Source organism: Haloferula sp. A504 (assembly GCF_044385805.1).
Taxonomy (GTDB): domain Bacteria; phylum Verrucomicrobiota; class Verrucomicrobiia; order Verrucomicrobiales; family Akkermansiaceae; genus Haloferula.
On the sequence record NZ_JBISBU010000011.1, the window covers coordinates 12,139 to 30,438 of the forward strand.

General features: G+C 64.3%; 19 protein-coding genes. 10 read left to right on the forward strand and 9 right to left on the reverse strand.

The genetic code is table 11. The annotated features are described in order from the left end of the window. Positions 1–134 precede the first annotated feature (134 nt). Both ACG2LG_RS07580 and ACG2LG_RS07585 read left to right on the forward strand, forming a co-directional pair. On the forward strand, positions 135–2,237 hold the full coding sequence (locus tag ACG2LG_RS07580) for a choice-of-anchor D domain-containing protein (protein ID WP_396257780.1): 2,103 nt from the start codon (positions 135–137) through the stop codon (positions 2,235–2,237). A 283-nt stretch (positions 2,238–2,520) separates the two neighbouring features. Next, on the forward strand, positions 2,521–4,317 hold the full coding sequence (locus ACG2LG_RS07585) for an alpha-L-fucosidase (protein WP_396257781.1): 1,797 nt from the start codon (positions 2,521–2,523) through the stop codon (positions 4,315–4,317). Positions 4,318–4,432: 115 nt separating this feature from the next. On the opposite strand, the gene ACG2LG_RS07590 is transcribed toward ACG2LG_RS07585, so the two are convergent. The 5 genes from ACG2LG_RS07590 to ACG2LG_RS07610 all read right to left on the reverse strand — a co-directional run bounded on the left by ACG2LG_RS07590 (position 4,433) and on the right by ACG2LG_RS07610 (position 10,317). Then, entirely contained in the window at positions 4,433–5,302 is an 870-nt protein-coding gene (locus ACG2LG_RS07590) for a GDSL-type esterase/lipase family protein (protein WP_396257782.1), read from the reverse strand. A 115-nt stretch (positions 5,303–5,417) separates the two neighbouring features. Beyond that, positions 5,418–6,317, reverse strand: a complete 900-nt coding sequence (locus tag ACG2LG_RS07595; RefSeq protein WP_396257784.1) for a dihydrodipicolinate synthase family protein — start codon at positions 6,315–6,317, stop codon at positions 5,418–5,420. Positions 6,318–6,654: 337 nt separating this feature from the next. Then, on the reverse strand, positions 6,655–8,445 hold the full coding sequence (locus tag ACG2LG_RS07600; protein ID WP_396257786.1) for a von Willebrand factor type A domain-containing protein: 1,791 nt from the start codon (positions 8,443–8,445) through the stop codon (positions 6,655–6,657). 271 nt (positions 8,446–8,716) lie between these two features. Continuing rightward, positions 8,717–9,604 carry a hypothetical protein gene (locus ACG2LG_RS07605; RefSeq protein ID WP_396257788.1) on the reverse strand — a complete coding sequence of 296 codons (888 nt, stop codon included), beginning with the start codon at positions 9,602–9,604 and terminating at the stop codon, positions 8,717–8,719. A gap of 2 nt (positions 9,605–9,606) precedes the next feature. Next, complete coding sequence (locus ACG2LG_RS07610; RefSeq protein ID WP_396257790.1) at positions 9,607–10,317, reverse strand: RNA polymerase sigma factor; 711 nt, start codon at positions 10,315–10,317, stop codon at positions 9,607–9,609. Here ACG2LG_RS07610 and ACG2LG_RS07615 point away from each other — a divergent pair. Then, a complete protein-coding gene (locus ACG2LG_RS07615; protein ID WP_396257792.1) occupies positions 10,316–11,011 on the forward strand; it encodes a zf-TFIIB domain-containing protein in 696 nt (231 codons plus the stop codon). The genes ACG2LG_RS07610 and ACG2LG_RS07615 overlap by 2 nt on opposite strands. Before the next feature lie 15 nt (positions 11,012–11,026). On the opposite strand, the gene ACG2LG_RS07620 is transcribed toward ACG2LG_RS07615, so the two are convergent. Further along, a complete protein-coding gene (locus ACG2LG_RS07620) occupies positions 11,027–11,587 on the reverse strand; it encodes a hypothetical protein (protein WP_396257794.1) in 561 nt (186 codons plus the stop codon). Then, positions 11,584–11,829, reverse strand: a complete 246-nt coding sequence (locus tag ACG2LG_RS07625; protein ID WP_396257796.1) for a hypothetical protein — start codon at positions 11,827–11,829, stop codon at positions 11,584–11,586. The genes ACG2LG_RS07620 and ACG2LG_RS07625 overlap by 4 nt, the downstream gene beginning before the upstream one ends. 66 nt (positions 11,830–11,895) lie before the next feature. Here ACG2LG_RS07625 and ACG2LG_RS07630 point away from each other — a divergent pair, with 66 nt between their 5' ends. After that, entirely contained in the window at positions 11,896–12,918 is a 1,023-nt protein-coding gene (locus tag ACG2LG_RS07630; RefSeq protein ID WP_396257797.1) for a hypothetical protein, read from the forward strand. A gap of 14 nt (positions 12,919–12,932) precedes the next feature. Here ACG2LG_RS07630 and ACG2LG_RS07635 read toward each other — a convergent pair whose 3' ends face one another. Together ACG2LG_RS07635 and ACG2LG_RS07640 are read right to left on the reverse strand one after the other, a co-directional pair. Next, complete coding sequence (locus ACG2LG_RS07635) at positions 12,933–13,325, reverse strand: hypothetical protein (RefSeq protein ID WP_396257799.1); 393 nt, start codon at positions 13,323–13,325, stop codon at positions 12,933–12,935. Positions 13,326–13,426: 101 nt separating this feature from the next. Beyond that, a complete protein-coding gene (locus ACG2LG_RS07640; protein ID WP_396257801.1) occupies positions 13,427–13,804 on the reverse strand; it encodes a hypothetical protein in 378 nt (125 codons plus the stop codon). Between the two features lie 107 nt (positions 13,805–13,911). Between ACG2LG_RS07640 and ACG2LG_RS07645 the strand changes: the two genes are divergently transcribed. From ACG2LG_RS07645 to rpsF, 6 genes are all read left to right on the forward strand, one after another. Next, positions 13,912–14,985, forward strand: coding sequence for an HD domain-containing protein (locus ACG2LG_RS07645; RefSeq protein ID WP_396257803.1), 1,074 nt, complete (start codon positions 13,912–13,914; stop codon positions 14,983–14,985). A 12-nt stretch (positions 14,986–14,997) separates the two neighbouring features. Continuing rightward, a complete protein-coding gene (gene recO / locus ACG2LG_RS07650) occupies positions 14,998–15,570 on the forward strand; it encodes a DNA repair protein RecO (RefSeq protein WP_396257804.1) in 573 nt (190 codons plus the stop codon). Between the two features lie 16 nt (positions 15,571–15,586). After that, on the forward strand, positions 15,587–16,474 hold the full coding sequence (locus ACG2LG_RS07655; protein WP_396257805.1) for a tetratricopeptide repeat protein: 888 nt from the start codon (positions 15,587–15,589) through the stop codon (positions 16,472–16,474). A gap of 145 nt (positions 16,475–16,619) precedes the next feature. Next, on the forward strand, positions 16,620–17,291 hold the full coding sequence (locus ACG2LG_RS07660) for a 50S ribosomal protein L25 (RefSeq protein WP_396257806.1): 672 nt from the start codon (positions 16,620–16,622) through the stop codon (positions 17,289–17,291). A gap of 138 nt (positions 17,292–17,429) precedes the next feature. Further along, complete coding sequence (gene pth / locus ACG2LG_RS07665) at positions 17,430–18,059, forward strand: aminoacyl-tRNA hydrolase (RefSeq protein ID WP_396257808.1); 630 nt, start codon at positions 17,430–17,432, stop codon at positions 18,057–18,059. Then, entirely contained in the window at positions 18,010–18,294 is a 285-nt protein-coding gene (gene rpsF / locus ACG2LG_RS07670) for a 30S ribosomal protein S6 (protein ID WP_396257810.1), read from the forward strand. The genes pth and rpsF overlap by 50 nt, the downstream gene beginning before the upstream one ends. Positions 18,295–18,300 lie beyond the last annotated feature (6 nt).

The window sequence follows — 18,300 nt, forward strand, 5'->3', positions numbered from 1 at the left end:
TCGCCGTCCGAGTGATTGTTTCTCTTGTGACCTTCGGCAGCGGCATCCAGAAGATCACCAAAGCAGGCGGATCGACCGGAAATTCTGTGCCTTTTCCTCAGGGATTTTGAGCGAGTGCGTCACGTTCCCGCGGGTTGCTTGACCTCGTGAGCCTGGGTAATAAATGTGTGATCGGTGTGAAAGCGGCTGACAACCGTCCCGATCCGGGCTCCGCGACTGCGGCGGGATTGCCTCTAGGTTCGGCCGCCCTGATGATCGGAGTCACGATGCTGTGCCTGGGCACCGGCGGGATGGGCAACGCAGCGCCGGGTGATCTCGATGTCAGCTTCGGCACCGGAGGCATGGTGACCACGGACTTTGGCGGTGACCCCTACAACCGCGGATTCGCCGTCGCCCTGCAGGCCGACGGCAAGATCGTGGTGGCGGGCATCTCCGGTTTGCCCACCGATGTTGCCGTGGTGCGCTACAATTCGGATGGCAGCCTGGACACGGGCTTTGGCGGCAGCGGGAAGGTCACGACGAACATCAGCGGTTACGACAATTGCTGCGGGGTGGTGGTGCAACCCGACGGCAAGATCGTCGTCGGAGGCGAGACGGGTTCCGCCGACTTTGCCCTGGTCCGATACGAGTCGGATGGCAGCCTGGACACCGGGTTTGGGAACGCCGGAAAAGTTGTGACGGATGTTACCGGCAGCTCCGAGTTTGCACGCGGCATGGCATTGCAGGCCGATGGCAAAATTCTCCTCGTGGGCAACGCCTACAACGCCAGCCAGCATGATTTCGTCGTGGTTCGATACTTGTCGGATGGCAGCCTGGACACGGGCTTTGGCAGCGGCGGCTCGGTTCTGACGGATATCGGCGCCAACGACTATGCCTATTGCGTCACGGTTCAGTCGGATGGCAAGATCCTCGTCGCCGGGTATTCCACGGGTGTGAGCGCTGAAGACGATTTTTCGATGGTGCGCTACCATGCCGACGGGGCCCTGGACACCACCTTCGACAGCGATGGCAAGGTGACCAAGGACATCGGCTATGACGACCGGGCGTATGGGGTCGCCGTGCAACCCGACGGCAAAATCGTCATCGTCGGCGAGTCCTATGTCAGCTCCATCTGGTATCGGGAGTATGCCATGGTTCGCTATGCGGCGAGCGGTGCCCTTGATACCGGGTTTGGCACGAGCGGCAAGGTCACGGTGGGTACTGGGTATCGACAATTGAATGATTCTGCCAGGGGGGTGGCGTTGCAACCGGACGGCAGGATCGTCTTGGCGGGTGAGTCCGTGGTGAGCAACTCGGACTTCTCGGTCGCGCGGTTCGAGCCGGATGGCGGTCTGGACAGTACTTTTGGTGGAGGCTTCGTCACCACCGATATCGGGGGCGGAAACGACTATGGCCAGTGTGCGGCCCTGCAGCCCGACGGGCAGATCGTAGTGGCGGGCTACATTTATGATGGAGGTGACCAGGATTTCGCCGTCGTCCGCTACATCGGCGGCGATCCGGAGATTGGCTTGGAGCAACCCTTGGGGACGGATCTTGTGAGTGGCGTGAGTTCAGTGGATTGCGGGGCGGGCAAGCTTGGCATGAGCTCCACACCGGTGACCTTCACGATTACCAATGCCGGGCTGGCCACGCTGACAATAGCCGGCGTGAGTGTGAGTGGTGGCGAGTCCGGCGACTTCACGGTAAGCACGGCGGGCATGGGTTCCGATGTAGCACCAGGCGGGACGACAAGCTTCACCGTGACGTTCAGCCCGAGTGCAATTGGCAACCGAACGACGACCTTGAACATCGGTAGCAACGACGCGGACGAGAATCCATTCACGCTCACACTTTCCGGAATGGGATTGACTGCTTTGGAGGCGTGGCGCCTCCAGCACTTCGGACAGACGGAGAACACCGGAGACGCCGCGGACACGGCCGATCCCGATCACGACGGTCTGCAGAACCTGCTGGAATGGGCGTGCCACTCGAGTCCGACTCAAGCGGGTGGCTCACCAGTGCAAGCGCACGTCGATTCGCCCCAGCTGAAGCTTCTCTACGATCGCTCCGTGGAGGCCGTCGATGCAGGCGCGGTGTTCACGGTGCAGTGGAGTGAGACGATGGCCGCCGGGGATTGGTACAGCGACGGCATCACGGAAAGCATCCTCTCGGATGACGGCACGGTTCAGGAGGTTGAAGCCACACGCCCGATGGGCTCGGGCAGGCTGTTCATGAGGCTTCAGGTTGCGGCACCCTGAATCACGAGTCGCCCACAAGCTCGCCCACCCCGGCACGGGCTTTGGAGGGTTCGGTGTCTACCTATCAGATGACACGCCTTCCCACCGATAGGATCGATGCCCTCCGAGGCAAGAAGCGAGACCCACTGCGGCAACCGGAAGATGTGATCCTTCTCCGGGTCCTGCGGATCCTTGACAAGGGCGTTGGAGGGAATGCCCCGCACATCCACGATGCCATTGGTGACGATCATTGGTCCCAAGGAGATAGAGTCGGTGCCGCAGGCGGGTATTCGTTGGGTGAACCATGAACGCATCCTTTGACCTGTGGCGCCCGGTCCTCCGGAGCGCCGTCATCGCCGCGGCCGTGCTGGTTTCCGGAAACCACGCGATGGCCGAGTCGCCCGATCCCTACGCCGACGAGACCCCCGCACAACGCGACGCCCGGATGGGCTGGTGGCGCGATGCGAAGTTCGGGATGTTCATCCACTGGGGAGTGTATGCCGTGCCGGCCGGGACCTACGAGGGGAAGCGAATCGGCGGCATCGGCGAGTGGATCATGCGCCGTGCGGAAATCCCGGTCGACACGTATCGCGGCTACGCGCGGGAGTTCAATCCGGTCCACTACGACCCCGCCGCCTGGGCCGACCTGGCGAGGCAGGCGGGCATGAAATACGTGGTCATCACCAGCAAGCACCACGACGGCTTCGCCCTCTACGACTCGAAGGTGACGGACTGGGATGTCGTCGACGCGACACCCTACGGCAGGGACCTGCTCAAGCCGCTGGTCGAGGCGGTCAAGGAGCGGGGCCTGAAAATGGGGTTCTACTACTCCCAGGCCCAGGACTGGACGCACCCGGGGGGCGGCAAGGCCGGGATGAAGGAAGGCGAGGGCTGGGACGAGAAGCACAAGGGCGACTTCGACCGGTATCTCGAGACGATCGCGTATCCCCAGACGAAGGAGATTCTGAGCCGATACGAGCTCGATGTCCTGTGGTGGGACACGCCGACATGGATGAACGAGAAGCGTGCGGCGAAGCTGATTCCGCTGCTGGAGTTGCGGCCCGGGATCATCCACAACAACCGGCTGGGCGGCGGCTTCAAGGGCGACACCGACACCCCGGAGCAACACATTCCCGCCACCGGCATTCCGGGACGAGACTGGGAGGTGTGCATGACGATGAACGACACCTGGGGCTACAAGTCCTACGATGACCACTGGAAGCCGACCGGGGACTTGATCCGCAAGCTCAGCGACATCGTCAGCAAGGGCGGCAACTTCCTGCTCAACATCGGGCCGAAGGCGGATGGGACGATCCCGGCGGAGTCGATCGAGCGGCTGCGCGAGGTCGGCCGCTGGATGGATGTGAACGGCGAGGCGATCTACGCGACCACGGCCAGTCCCTTTGCCAGGCTGGCCTGGGGCCGCTGCACGACGAAGGCGGATGCCGGTGGCGGTGCCCTTTACCTTCACGTGTTCGACTGGCCTGCGGATGGAAAGCTGAAGGTGCCCGGCCTGCGCAGCAAGGTGAGCTCGGCATCGTTGTTGGACGGAGGGGCGGAACTCGAGGTTCAAGCGGTCGACAATGGCGTGGAGATCACCGTGCCGGCGGAGGCTCCGGATGAAAACGTCAGCATCATCAAGCTGAACTATGCGGGGGGGCTGGAAGTGGTCAACGCGCTGCCGCGGCAGGAGAAGGATGGAAGCATCCGCCTTGGCGCCGTCGAGGCCGACATTCACAACCGTGGCTACTCGAAGCAGGCACGGGTGGAGCGGAAGGACGGCCCGCCGAACATCGGTTTCTGGGAAGACCCCGGGGCCTGGCTCCAATGGACATTCCGTGTCGACAAGCCCGGGAAATTCCGCGTGATGGCCGAGACCGCGACGACCGCCGGGGGCGTCCGGTTGCTCGTCGAATCAGGTGGCCGGAAGATCGAGGCGGGGATTTCCCGGACCCAGGGCTATGGCGACTACTCCACCAAGGAATTGGCGGTGGTCGAGCTGACCAGCGCCGGCGAACACAAGCTCGCCCTGAGGCCGGTAGGGAAGGGGTGGCACCCGGTCAACCTGAGGAAAGTGGTCCTCGTGCCGGTCGAGCCGTGATCCTGCGGGGCTGGACGGGCTCTTTGTTGCGGGCCGGAGCGGCGGGGCGGAGCGCGCGAACCCCGGGGAAAGGCGGAGAGACGCTTGTGCCGCGGCGGGCGGACCCGCCGGGGCTTCAGGAAGGATCGATCGGTCCCAGCTTCATCAGGCGCTCGATCTCCGGGGTGATGGCATCGGCCATGACCTCGTATCCCTCGGGCGTGAGGTGCGTGCCGTCGGTGTAGAGGCCCTCTTTCAGTGTGCCATCGGGATTCATGAAGTGCTCCTGCAGATCCATGAAGACCACCTGGTCCTCGGGATAGTGGTAGCCGGCCAGGATGCGGTTGGTTTCCCGACACTTCACCTGTTTCTCCGGGTTCTTGACCGGCAGGATGCTTAGCACGATCACCCGCGTCGCCGGCAACCGTTGCCGGAACGCCTGCGCGATGGCGCGCACGCCATCCGCAACCTCGTCCGGCGGGGTGTCCATGCCCAGGTCCCACTTCACCCTGCCGCCATCGCTTTGCTTGACGACGTAGTTGTTGGTGCCGCACAGCAGGACCGCGACGCGCGGGGCTTCGCCTTCCGGGAAGTCGAGGTTTCCGTGCGTGACCCGGTAAAGCATGACCGGCGTGATGTCGCCGGAGTTGCCCATGTTGATCGGCTTGTATTTTGCGAACCGCTCCTGCCAAACCGCCTCGCCGTTGGCGTCGAGCAGGGTCCAGCCCTTGGTGATCGAGTCGCCGAAGAACACGAGCTGAGTGCCCTCGGCCCGCGCGACCTCGGCGTTGACCCGTTCGAACTGGCCCCGCCAGTACTCGTCGTGGATCTTCCCGGGAGCCGTGGTGCTGGGAGAGGCCGGGATCGGGTCGAGGAAATCCGGCGCTGGTGGCGGGTTCCCCGCGACCTCTTGCAGCGGCTCTTTCTCCGAGTCGCAGCCAAGCAGGGCCAATGATCCCACCACCACGCAGGCAAGCTTCCGGATGCGGGTAAAGGGCGTTTTCATTTCACCGGAAGGATAACACAGGCTTCCCGTCGCCCCGTTGGGGCTCCTTTTGGTTTCCCCGGCAGCAGGCAAGCGATCACGGCGCCGGGCCAGGGTTGATCCGGGCACACCTTGATCACGTCGGCCGGTTTGCGGCGGCCTTGTGGATGATCTTGAGCGCCGCCTCGCGCTCCTCGCCGACCAGCGGCATGCGCGGTGCGCGTACGGTTTCAGTGCCGTAGCCCATCTCGGCGCAGGCCAGCTTCACGTACTGCACCAGCTTCGGCACCGAATCGAAGTGCAGCAGGTCCATGTACCAGCGGTAGATCTCGACGCCCCGCTCCCAGTCCTTGGCCTCGGCGGCATCCCACATCAGGCGGTTCTCCTTCGGGAAGGCATCGACCAGTCCGGAAATCCACCCGGCGCAGCCGAGCATGATGCTCTCGAGCGCGACGTCGTCGAGTCCGGAGAAGATGATGTAGCGGTCGCCGAGCTTGTTGAAGAGGTCGGTGATGCGGCGGGTGTCGCCGGCCGCCTCCTTGATGCAGACGATGTTTTCGACGTCCGCCAGGTCCTCGAACATCTCCGGAGTCAGGTCGACCCGGTAGACCGGCGGGTTGTTGTAGCACATGATCGGCAGGTCGGTGGCGCCGGCCACGGTGCGGAAATGGTTCACCGTCTCGCGGCGGTCGGAGTTGTAGACCATGCCGGGCATGACCATGAAGCCATCGACGCCGGCGGCGGCGGCGGCGCGGGCGGTCTCGCACGCGTTGGCGGTGGTGAACTCGGCGATGCCGTTGAGCAGCGGGACCTGGTCGCCGCAGACCTCCTTGGTTGCCTTGAGCACCTTCACCTTCTCGTCGAGCGAGAGCGAGCAGTTCTCGCCGATCGTGCCGAGCATGATGAGGCCGTGGACGCCTTCCTCGAGCATCGCCTCGACATGCTTCTGCGTGGACGGCAGGTCGAGGGTGAAGTCGTCGTGAAACTGCGTGGGGAGGGCCGGATAGACACCGTGCCAATCGACTTTGTGGGACATGAGGGCGGGAGTCTGCCGGGGGACCGGACTCCTTGTAAATCGCGACTTTTCCAAAGCGCCGGGATGGGAGGCAAAAAGCGCCCTGTGAGACTCGCGGGGTTTCCCGCGAGCCCGGCTTGCGTCGAGTGCTGAGGCACAGAGGTTTCAGAGGACACTGAGGAGGATTGCCAATGTCAGGCCTCCTCGAAGCACAATGACCCGTCCGGGCTCTGCGAACCCCCGTGATCTCTGCACCTCCGTGGCCGAAGAAAGGCCCAAACCACGGAGATCACGGAATCCACCGAAAACCGGAGTCTGCCCCGTGTCTTCCATGGATTCCGCGGTTCTCCACGTGGTATCACTGACCCACGTAAGCGCTGCGGGCCGAGAGCATCTCCAGCAACTGGACAAACTCCGCGCGCCGGCCATCGGGGTCGCTGCCGAGGGCTTCCTGCGCGATCGCCTCAGCATCCCAGTAGCCACGGGTGCCGAGTTCCCCGGAACCCCGCAGGGCCATCGCGGTCATGGCCACGGAGGTGGCGAAGCGGAAATCCGCATCGGCTTCCGCCAGCGACCGGGGCACCCCGATGTAGGGATGTTCCACGAGGGTGGAGCGATCCGAATCCGGTTGCTTGTAGCGCAGCTTGACCGTGAGCCACTCGGGATTGCCCGGGATTCCGGTCGGGACCGGCCCGGCGTAGCGGAGCGGGTCGACCCGTGCATCGCCGCCCGGTCCGGTGGTCTCGATTTCATAGAAGGCGGTGACCGTGTGACCCGAGCCGATCTCACCGGCATCCACGCGGTCGTTGTTGAAGTCCTCCTTGTGGAGCATCCGGTTGGCGTAGCCGAGGAGCCGGTAGCTCCGGACCCGGGCTGGATTGAACTCGACCTGGATCTTCACGTCCCGGGCGATGGTCACGAGCGTGCCCATCATCTTGTCGAGAAAGACCCGCCGGGCCTCGGCCAGCGAATCGATGTAGTGATGGGTGCCGTTGCCATGGTTGGTGATCGCCTCAAGCATCGAGTCGTTGAGGTTTCCGGTGCCGACGCTCATGACGGTCAGGTCCACCTTCGACTTCGCATGGGTGGCGACCAGGTCGACCAGTTCCTGCTGACTGGTGACTCCGACGTTGAAGTCACCGTCGGTGGCAAGGATCACCCGGTTGATCCCCCCGGGCTTGAACTGTTCGCGGGCAAGCTGATAGGCGAGCTTGATGCCGGCTCCGCCGTTCGTGGAGCCGCCGGCGTTCAGGTTGCGGAGCGCATTCGAAACGACCTGTCTTCCCTCGCTGTCGCAATGCGTCGGCGGGAGCGCCACACCCTGGGCACTGGCATAGACGACGATTGCCAGCGTGTCGGACTCGTCGAGTTCCTCGAGCAGCAGGTTCAGGGACTCGACCACCAGCGGAAGCTTGCGCGAGTCCTGCATCGAGCCGGAGACATCGAGCAGGAACACGAGGTTGGCCGGCGCCCGTTCCATGCGGTTGACCTCCCGACCCTTCAGGGCGACGCGCACCAGTTGGTGACCGGGGTTCCACGGGCAGGCGGCATTCCGCACGTGGACCGCGAAGGGATGCCCGTCGGCGGGCTGGGGATAGGCGTAGTCGAAGTAGTTCACGAGTTCCTCCAGCCTCACCGCATCGCGGCGGACCGGACTCCCGTCGAGAATCATGCGGCGGACGTTCGCATACGAGGCAGTGTCCACATCGACGCTGAAGGTCGATAGCGGTGCCTGCTCAGGCGTCTGCCACCGATTGTCCACCAGCAGGTCGTAGCGTTCGTGGTCCACCGCAGAACCGACGGCAGGGTAATGAAGTCCGGGGTCATCCGGCCGCGGAGTCACGAGAGGCTGACGGGCGGAGGCAGGGGCACCGACCTTGGCAGGCTTCGGCCTGACGGCGGCCCGGGGAACATACATCACGCCATCGGTGCCCGGACTTGAGGTCCTGGCGGGTGACACCTGGCCCGGCGAAGCCCCGGGGATGTGGATGGGGCGCGGTGTGCCTTCGATGAGTTCGGGAGGCAATTCCGTGATCAGCAAGTGCCCGGAAGTTTCGGCATCATCCGTGGTCGGGTTGCCGGACTCGTGGTCGCAGGCGACGGTGATCAGGGCGGCGACGCCCAGCAGTGTCAGTTTGGTCTTCATCATGGAATGTGGGTTCGTGGGTTCAGGTTTCATTCCTTGTTGGCGCGCCGGCCCTGCGAGGTGACATGAAAAAGGCCACGGCTCGAAAACCGCGACCTCTTTTGTTAGTATTTACTTGGTGGAGTTGTTTTACAGAAGGACGCGAAGGTAACGAAGGAGGTTTTGTTGGAGCTGGATCAAGATCTCCGCGCGGTCACCCGATGGTCGAAAGCCGGATCCAGGTCGTGCGCTTCACTTCGCGATCTTTGCGAGCTTCTGTAGAAATCTTCTTCGATCAGTTTCCGGCGACTCCGAAGACCTCCACCTCGATGTAGTGGTTCATGTCGTTGGAGGTGTTTCCATTGCTGTAGAGGCGCACGTAGCGGCCCTTCGTTCCCTTCGCGTTCACCAGCAGGCCGAAGCGTGACTCGACGTAGGGGTGGTCCTCGCCCTTCTCCATGCCGGCGGAACCGTCGTAGTCGTTGTTGTAGATCGTCGTGACCCCGCTCTTGAAGCTCGGATCATCGGACACCTGCACGATGACATCGTGATACGCCCGACGCTGCGAGTGGAAGTGCCACAGCCACACGGCCCGGATGTCGGCGCGCTGTTCGAGGTCGATCTGCACCCATTGCAGTCCATCGAGCAGCTCGACGTAGTATCCCTCGCCGGCGTCCTTGTCACCGTCGGTGATCAGCGACACGTCGCCGATGATCGGATAGTCGTCGCTGGAGGTGACCGGCTTGCCCTTCGAGAGCAGGGTCGTCCCCTCGGGGACCCGCAGGGTCGGCGGATCCTTCGGCACGCCGACCAGCTTCGGCACCTTCATCGGCTTGGGAGTTCCCTCGATGAGTTCCGGGGGGAAACTGGTGAGCAACTCGGTGCCCGCATCCAGGGCTCCCGGAGCAGCGGCGACGCCCTGGTTCCCACCATCGCGCTCCCATCCTTTCCAGAAGACGGCGGTCAGCAGGAGGGCCACGCCGGCGGCGATCGCGACCGGCCGGAAGCGGAGGAGGCTCAGGTTCTTGCCGGTCGGCGCATCGGCGTCCAGCGCCCGGTCGAGCCCCTGCAGGAAGGCCTCATCCGCGCGGGTCCCGAGGCGGGCATGTTCGCGCACGATGGCATCGATCCAGCGATCGTCGCCGGCGGGAGATTCGTCATGGTTGGAAAATTGCGTGTTCATGGTCAGGCGTGGTGGGGAAGTTTGCGGTCGAGGCAATCGCGCAGGGCCTCGCGGGCCCGCTGGAGGCGCTTGCGGAAGGTGGTGATTTCGATTTGGAGACCCGCGGCGGCCGCTTCGCAGGTCTCGTCGCGGTAGTAGAAACGTTGCACCGCTTCGGCCGTGGTGGAGGGGAGGCGACCGAGGCAGTCCTCGAGCGCATCGAACAGCTCAGGGTTGCCGCTTTGGCGGTTCTCGTCCCAGCCCGCGAAACGGTCCTCCCAGGCTTCGAGGGTTTCATCATCGACGTCGACCTCGCGCCGGTGCCGGCGCAGATGCTCCCGCCACTTGTTGCGGACGATGCCCCGCAGCCATGCCCCGAAATCCCGGGTCACGTCGAAGCGTTCCAAGTTTTTCCATGCCGACACGAAGGCGTCCTGGACCAGGTCCGCGGCGACCGTCTCGTTGCGGGAAAGCGCGCGGGCATAGGTGAGCATCGCCCGGTGATGTTCCCGGGCGAGGACCGAGAAGGCCTGCCTCTGGCTCGCAGGGCGGGCCTCGGGTCTCGTTTCAGAGGATGGGATGTTTGCTTGCACTGTCTGTTGTAGGCGCGAGCCCCCGTCGAGGTGACATCCATCTGAAAAAACTTTGAGGCACCCGGACGGAAGGGAACGTTCGGGGATCCTCCGAGCTTTCCACTTGTCGCGGCGGCGGCGGGATGGCGAGCTTGACGGCATGAAGTGCGGGCACTGTGGCGGCAGGCTGGAGGGGAACCTCACGGTGTGTCCGTTCTGCAGCGCCCGCCAGGATGTCGACCTGGCCCAGATCCATTTCCGCGACCTCGGCAACGACGGCTCGATGCCCTGCCCCGGCTGCGAATCGACGCTCGGCACGATCGAGTTCGACACCGACCCGGCGATCCGCATCGAGCGCTGCGAAAGTTGCCTGGGGCTGTTCTTCAATCCGGGGGAACTGGTCGCCCTGCTCCAGCAGAAGACCAACCCGCTGGTCTGGCTCGACCGCCAGCGTTTGGCGGAGATCGCCGAGAATTTCGGCTACAACCACGAGGTCGTGTATCTCCAGTGCCCGGTGTGCCGCGAGCGGATGAGCCACCTGAATTTCGGCGGCCAGAGCGGCGTGATCCTCGACCGCTGCGGCTCGCACGGCGTGTGGGTGCAGGGTGGCGAACTGCGGCGACTGCTCGAGTGGTGGCGCGCCGGCGGCAAGCACATCCACCAGGCCAACGAGCAGGAAAAGGCGGCGGAGCTCCGGTCGCTCCACCTTCCCCCCATGGGCTCGGACATGGGCCGCTCGCGCGCCGGCGGCATCGACTGGAGCAAGGTCGACACCACTCCTTCGAACGACTACCTCAGCGGCGGGGAGGCGGTGATCGATGTGATCAAGGGGATGCTCTCGAGCTTCTTCCGCTGATCGTTTCGCGGGCGATCAGGCTTCGGCCATCCGCCGGGCCTCCGCGAGCGCATCGGAAGCCCCCAGCTCGGCGCACCATTTCTCGATGTACAGCCAGTCGAGTTTCTCACCCTGTGTGCGGATCACCCCGACAGCATCATTGAAGTCCTTGTCCCGGTTCACACGCGCCACCCATCTCAGTTTTTGCACGACGACATCCTCCGCCGTCGGAACGAAGGCAGCGACTTCCGGCAGCAATCCAAGGCGACGACGACGGTCGAAACGCGACCGGTCAAACGCGTGGGAATTCAGAAGGAAGAGCTCGATCATGAATGCCGAGCCTTCTACGGAGATGAGCCAGCGCTTTGACGCCGTCACGGTTTCAAACAGCATCTGACCATCCGCTTTCAGGCCAGGGGGTAGCGCATCAAGCAACTCGAAAATCTGTTCCGATTTCGCCTCGACGATCACATCGGCGTCCTTGGTCGAGCGAGGGATGCTGTAGACATTGGTCGCAAAGGACCCCGTCACCATGTAGGGCACGTCCAACTGCTCAAGCGCCGCCAGAACCGCGAGGAGGGCCTCATTTCCCTTCATGGCTCCCTCTTCTCGTCAAGCCGGTCGGCGATTCCGAGCCTGCGGCGCAATTCCTCTTCGACTTCAGTATCGGTGAAACCTGGATTCAGGGCCCGGATCCCTGCCCGACTGACTTCGCAGGCGTCTTCAAACAGCTCCGCACCCGCCAGGAACCGCTCCTGGGGAGTCATCCGCTTCGCCCGCTCCAGCTTTTCCCGGTCAATCGCGGCGGCCAGCTCTGCGATATCGTCCATCGCGGACAAACTAGCGGCTCCACGGTGGTTTGAAAACTCGCAATCGCCCGTTGCGGCGCTCAGGCTGGGCGGGCCATGCCGATGATTTCCCGCCGGAAGGAGCGCTACCAGGGTTCGCCGGCCCTGGTGCAGTACCTGTTCCGCTTCGACCGCCTGCGCGACATCCCGTCCGTTTACGAGGACCTCACCCGCTTCGCCGGGTCGATGCCCTACGAGAACCCGAAGGGCGAAGAGACACTGTGGCTCACGGTCTACTACGACCCCGAGCACATGCGTGAGCTGCGGCCCAAGCTGACCAAGATCTACTCGGAGCTGAAGGCCGGCGGCATGGGGGACCACCACGACCACCTCTCGGTCGACCGCATCGACTTCGGCGAGTTCGGCAACTCGCGACCCTTCCGCGTCCGCATCACCAACGACTACAACGACAACTCCGACTACTTCTACGTCAAGCATGTCGATGCCTCCCGCATCTACGGCCTCGAGCTCGAGCACATCCTTTCGCCCAACCGCATCAACTACCTCATCCAGGGCAACACGCTGATCGAGGAGCACATCGCCGGCGTGCCGGGCGATGTCTTCCTGCGCGACTACCTGCCCGACCCCGAGCTGAACCGCGTCCGCATCGCCAAGGAGTTCACCAAGTTCAACGAGCGCTGCTTCATCCGCCTGCTGGGCGACATGCGCAGCGTGAACTACGTCGTCGACATCACCCCGGACTTCGAGGAGGTGCAGTACCGGGTGCGCCCGATCGACTTCGACCAGCAGAGCTACGAGGGCCGGGGAAAGACCTACCTCGCCTACCGCTTCGACTCGAACCGCCCGGTCACCCGCCTCGCCTTCAAGTCGCTCGACCGCAAGTCCATCGACCAGTACGTCGCCGAGGAGCATGCGCAGATGGCCCAGCGCGCCAAGGTCGAGGCCGCCCGGCTCAAGGCCCTGCTCGGCGTCCTCCGCCGCGACGAGATTGCTCCGGACAAACACGTCCGCCAACTCGCGCGCGACCTCGCGAAGTACCATCACACCGATATCTTCCGCGACTGCGAAACAATGGGCGAACTCACCGCCACCCACATCCTGCACATGCTGGAGATGTAGATGGCGTGGCAGACTCAAGCCCCGCTGGGCGGACTGGCTGACGAGGGCGGCCGGGTGACGACCGAAGCGATGCCCGCGATCACAAGCAATGCGGCGGTGGCTCCCGCTCCGAGATAGCTGGAATACCGGGCCTCCTGCCTGCCGCAGGCCACGACGCCCTGCGGGTGGTCGAGAAACTGAGTCTGACCGGCCTCGACCGCCGCATCGATCACCGCATCGACCTGACGGTAGCCAAGCCAGGTGCCGCACAGCCCGAGCAGGATCGGCAGGAAGGCCAGCAGCGCCAGAACACCGACAACCCGTCTTGACCGGGTGAGTGGTATCAGGATCGCCGCGGTCACCACGAGGATCACGAAGCAGAGGATGATCAGCAGTCCGCAGATGCCGGAGCGAAGGAAGATATCCATGGCGGTGAAACGGGCTTGGATCGCAAGTCATAGCCACTCTCACCACCCCTGACCAGCCCTCACGACCGGATATCCTGAAACCGTGACCCCGCAGCTCATGCTCAATCCTTGGGAAAGCGGGCAGCCCTAAGTCGGCGAACGATTAGCGCAACGAGGAGTGTCATTGCGAGCAATACCCAGTGAAGTGCATACCCAATCAAGCAGACGGCACTCATGTATCGATGCTCACCAGCGATCTGCATCGGGTTGAACTGGCCGGAAGTTTCGAGGAGAGATGCTGTGCCATTCAAACCCGTCACATACGCCGCTCCCGCACCAATCGCGACCTCAATGGCACCAATAATCTGCAGTAGAAGTGCACCCCGCAAATTTCGCCGCCGTAGGCTCCAAACCATCCCCGCCGCCCAGATTGCGCAACCCGGGTAGAGAAACACCATGTAGACGCTTTCCCATGGCTCGATGAAAATGGACGCCAGCATCAGACAGCTCGAGACCCCTCTACCGTGGAAAATCCAGCGATGCGTGTCGATGAAACTATCCTTTTCCCGCCTCGACGTCCCGGACCGGAATTCCCATCCTTACCACCATGGAATTCGTCACGGCCGCGGCCCTGAAACAGCAGGCCAACGAGCAGCCGCAGCGCTTCGCCGTGGATGCCGAGCTGCAGGGCCGCAGCGAGCGCCAGACCAAGACCGGCAAGCCCTATCTGGTGCTGACCTTCGCCGATGCCACCGGCAGCTTCGGACTGAACGCCTGGTCGGACGCGCCGCTTTTCGAGGCGGCCCGGGGGTTCGCCGACGGGACCGTGCTGCGGCTCGATGCGGAGTGGACGCAGAACCAGTTCGGCCTGAACGCCGCCAACCTCTCGTGGGAGAAGCTCGACAGCGATGCGCTCGAGGCCTTTCACGCCGGTGACGCCGAAACCGCCGAAAGGCAGCGCGAGGCGTGGAAGGCCATCACCGCCTTCTGCGGGAGCATCGCCGACCCGCGGCTGTCGGCCCTGGTGGACCGCTTCCTCGACGAGTTCGGCGATCGTTTCCGCCGCGCCGCCGCAGCGAAGAAGAACCACCACGCCCGCCGCGGCGGACTGGCCGAACACGTCGCCCAGATGATGCGGGCGGCCGATGCCATCTGCGGCGTCTATCCGGACCTCAACCGTGACCTGATGCTTGCCGGCGTGCTTTTCCACGACTGCGGCAAGCTGTGGGAGAACCAGTATCCCGAGCGCGGCTTCGCCCAGACCCATTCGGTCTATGGCGAGATGCTCGGTCACATCCCACTCGGCATCGAGTTGGTCAACAAGCTGTGGCACGAGGTCGCCGACTCGCCGGCGGCCACGGGCTGGCTGGCCCTCGATCCGCCGAGCGAAACGGTCCGCCTGCACCTGCTGCACCTCATCGCCGCCCACCACGGGGCGCTTGAGTTCGGCTCGCCCACCCTGCCGCGCACCCCCGAGGCCTTCGCGCTGCACTACATCGACAACCTCGACGCCAAGCTGGAGATGGTGAAGGACGCCTACGCCGAGTCGAACGAGATCGCCGAAGGCATCTTCGAGAAGCGCTTCCCGCTGCCCGCCAACCTGGTGGCACCGCTGCCCGCCTTCGAGGGCGACCCGCCGGCACCGCCCGCACCGCCCGCACCGACGGATACCCTGCTCTAGCAGTCCAAGCCGATGGAACGCTCCGACGGCATCCTCGTCCGGCTGACGAAGCTCACCGACACCAGTTTCATCGTGCACTGGTTCACCGAGGACGCCGGCCTGATCAAGACGGTCGCCAAGGGGGCGCGGCGCCCGAAGAGTCCGTTCGCCGGAAAGCTGGACCTGTTTTTCTCATCGGAAGTCCACTGGACCCGCGCCCGCCGCGGCGAGCTGCACACGTTGCGGGAGGCCGAGCCCCGCCATCTTCGCGAGGGCATCCGCCGCGATTACAAGTCGGCCCTGCTCGCCGGCTACTTCTGCCGCCTGCTCGAAACCGCCGTCGAGCGGGAGCACCCCGAGCCCGCGCTGCACGACCTGCTGCGCCGCGGGCTCGATCATGTCGACACGTCGGGCGCTTCGGCCAAGGCGCTGCGGCACTTCGAAAGCGAACTGGCCCGGCTGCTCGGTCTAGGCCGGGAAAAGAGGCAGGCGGCCCCGGCCCTGAGGGAAGCCCTCGGCGGCCTCCCCGGACTGCGGGATCAGGCCCTCGAGGCGCTCGCGGATTCGTCGAAAAAGCCCTTTGCCGATCGTCCGGATAAATCGTAACTGTATTTACAACGTCATGGACTCTCCCACCGCCACCATCATCCAGATCCTGCGCGAGCGTGTTGACGCACTTCTCGCCAAGGGGGACTACGAAGAAGCCGTCCACGCGGCCACGGCTGCGGTGGAAAAGGCCCAGCATGCCCTGAGTTCCGATCTCGACAGCGTCGATGGATTCGTCTCGACCCTTGAGGTCCGCGGCGAGCTGATGCGCAAGCTCGAGCGCCACGAAGAGGCCATCGACGATTTCAAGCAGGCGATCGACCTTCTGGAGAACCGGCCCGACCGACGCCTCCAACTCGCCCGCATCACGGCTTCCCAAGGAGCGGTGTATGATGCGCTCGGCAAGGAGAAGCGCGCCTTCGACTGCTGGGAGAAGGCGATGCAGCTGTTCGAGGACTGCGATCCTCCCGCCATGATCGACGTGGCCGTGATGGCCAACAACCTCGCCTACCTGAAGAAGGACGAGGGCGACGTCGATGCCGCCGAGACCTTCTACCTGCGCTCGCTCGAAATCCTGCACAACCAGTTCGGTCCCGATCACGAGGAGACCGCCACCCTTTCCGACAACCTCGGCGCCCTCTACCTGGCCGCCGGCTACTTCGAGCAGGCCCGCGAGATGCACATGATGGCGCTGGAGGCCCGGACCAAGCTCTTCGGCGACCATCATCCGGACACGGCCCAGTCGAACAACAACCTCGCCCTGGCCCTGATGGAAACGGGCGACCGGAAGATCGCGCGCGAGCACTTCGAGAAGGCCCTCGCCGGCTTCGAGGCCCTGGGCGAGGACTACCGGGAAGACCTGGAGGCGGTCGCCTCCAATTACTGCGAGCTGCTCCGCGAGGACGGCGACGACGCCGGGGCCGACCTCGTCGAGTCGCGCATCGGTGGCGTGGTCGGCGCCTGATTGGTCCGGATCGCTCCGCGTGGCAGCCCCGCCGCCCCGGCGCGCCCGAAACACCCCTCAACAATTTTTTGACAATCCCGGCCCGGGTGGCTATGACCCGCGGCCCCGCCGGTTCCGGCGGACCGTCCCAACCTTCATTTTTTTCATGGCCAAGAAGCACACCCTCAAAGCCGAGCTCCGCGCCCGCACCGGATCCGGTCTCCTCAAGCAGATGCGCCGCGAAGGCTGGCTGCCCTCCGTGCTCTACGGAAAAGATTCCGAGAACAAGAACCTCAAGGTCGACGCCAAGACCTTCCGCGAGCTTCTGGGCGACAGTGAGTCCGAGAACATCCTCATCAACCTCGCCATCGAGGGCGGGGCGTCGGACCTCGCCTTCCTGCAGGACATCCAGTATGACCCGCTCACCGGTGAGGCGCTTCATGCCGATTTCCTCGCGGTGAACGAGAAGACCGAGCTCAACGCCTCGGTGCCGGTGCACCTGATCGGCAACCCGGTCGGCGTCAAGGCCGGCGGCATTCTTGAACAGGGCCTCCACACCCTGGACGTCACCTGCCTGGCCACCAACCTTCCCGAAAGTCTCGAATTCGACATCTCGGCTCTGGACGAAGGCGACTCCCTGCACATCGGCGACGTCGAGTTTCCGGCAGGCGTGAAGCCGAACTACGACGCCGAGGTGGTCATCGCCCACATCGGCAGGCCTGCCTTGCTGGTCACCGAAGAGGAGGGCGGCGAAGACGGCGCGGTGCCGGTCATCGGCGAGACCCAGGCCGCCGAAGGCGAGGAAGCCGCGGCCGAAGAGCAACCCGCCGAGGCCTGATCGACCCCACGATTTTTCCCACCCCGGTCCGCCCCGCGCGGCCCGGGGCTTTTTGAGTTCAGAGCCTGGAGCCTGGAGCTTGGAGCTGGTTGGCACTTGGCACTTGGCACTTGGCACTTCGAGCCGGAGGCTCGCCCCGTGTCTGAATTCCGCCTCATCGTCGGCCTCGGTAACCCCGGCCGGCAGTACGAACGCACCCGCCACAACGTCGGCTTCATGGTGCTGGACCGTCTGGCGGGGCAGACGCCCTTCGAATCCCGCCCGAGGTGGCAGTCGCACACCGCCCGGCTCCCGGATGGCACCCTGCTGCTCAAGCCCCAGACCTTCATGAACCTCAGCGGCCGCAGCGTCCGCCAGGTGGTGTCCTTCCACAAATGGGAACCGTCCGAGCTGCTGGTGGTTTACGACGATGTCGCCCTGCCGCTCGGGCGGCTGCGCTTCCGGGAAAAAGGCAGCGCCGGCGGGCACAACGGCATCAAGTCGCTGATCGAGCACCTCGGCACCGACGGCTTTCCGCGGCTCAAGATCGGCATCGGCGATGCCGGGCCGGGAAGCATGACCGGCCATGTGCTCGGCACCTTTCGCGAGGAGGAGCAGGAGGCGGTGGAAAACACGCTTGCAAGCGCGGTGGCCGCCGTGCAGCTTGCGCTCTCCCAGGGCTTCGCGGCCGCCGCGAACCGCTACAATTCATCCACTCCAGTCACTGAAAACCAAGATCATGAGCAGGAACTACGAAGGCCTGATCGTCCTCAACACGAAGGGGATTGACGGCTCCATCGACGACCTCGTCAGCGCGGTCGGCAAGGAACTCGAAGCCGAAGGCGCCAAGCTCGAGGAAGTGAAGCAAATGGGCCGCCGCCAGTTCGCCTACCCGTCGAAGAAGCTCGAGGGCGGCCACTACGTGAACTACCACTTCTCCGCCGAGCCCGACGTGATCCAGAAGATCGAGACACGCCTGAAGCTCAACGAGTCGGTGCACCTCCAGCACTACCAGAGCCGGTAACTGTTC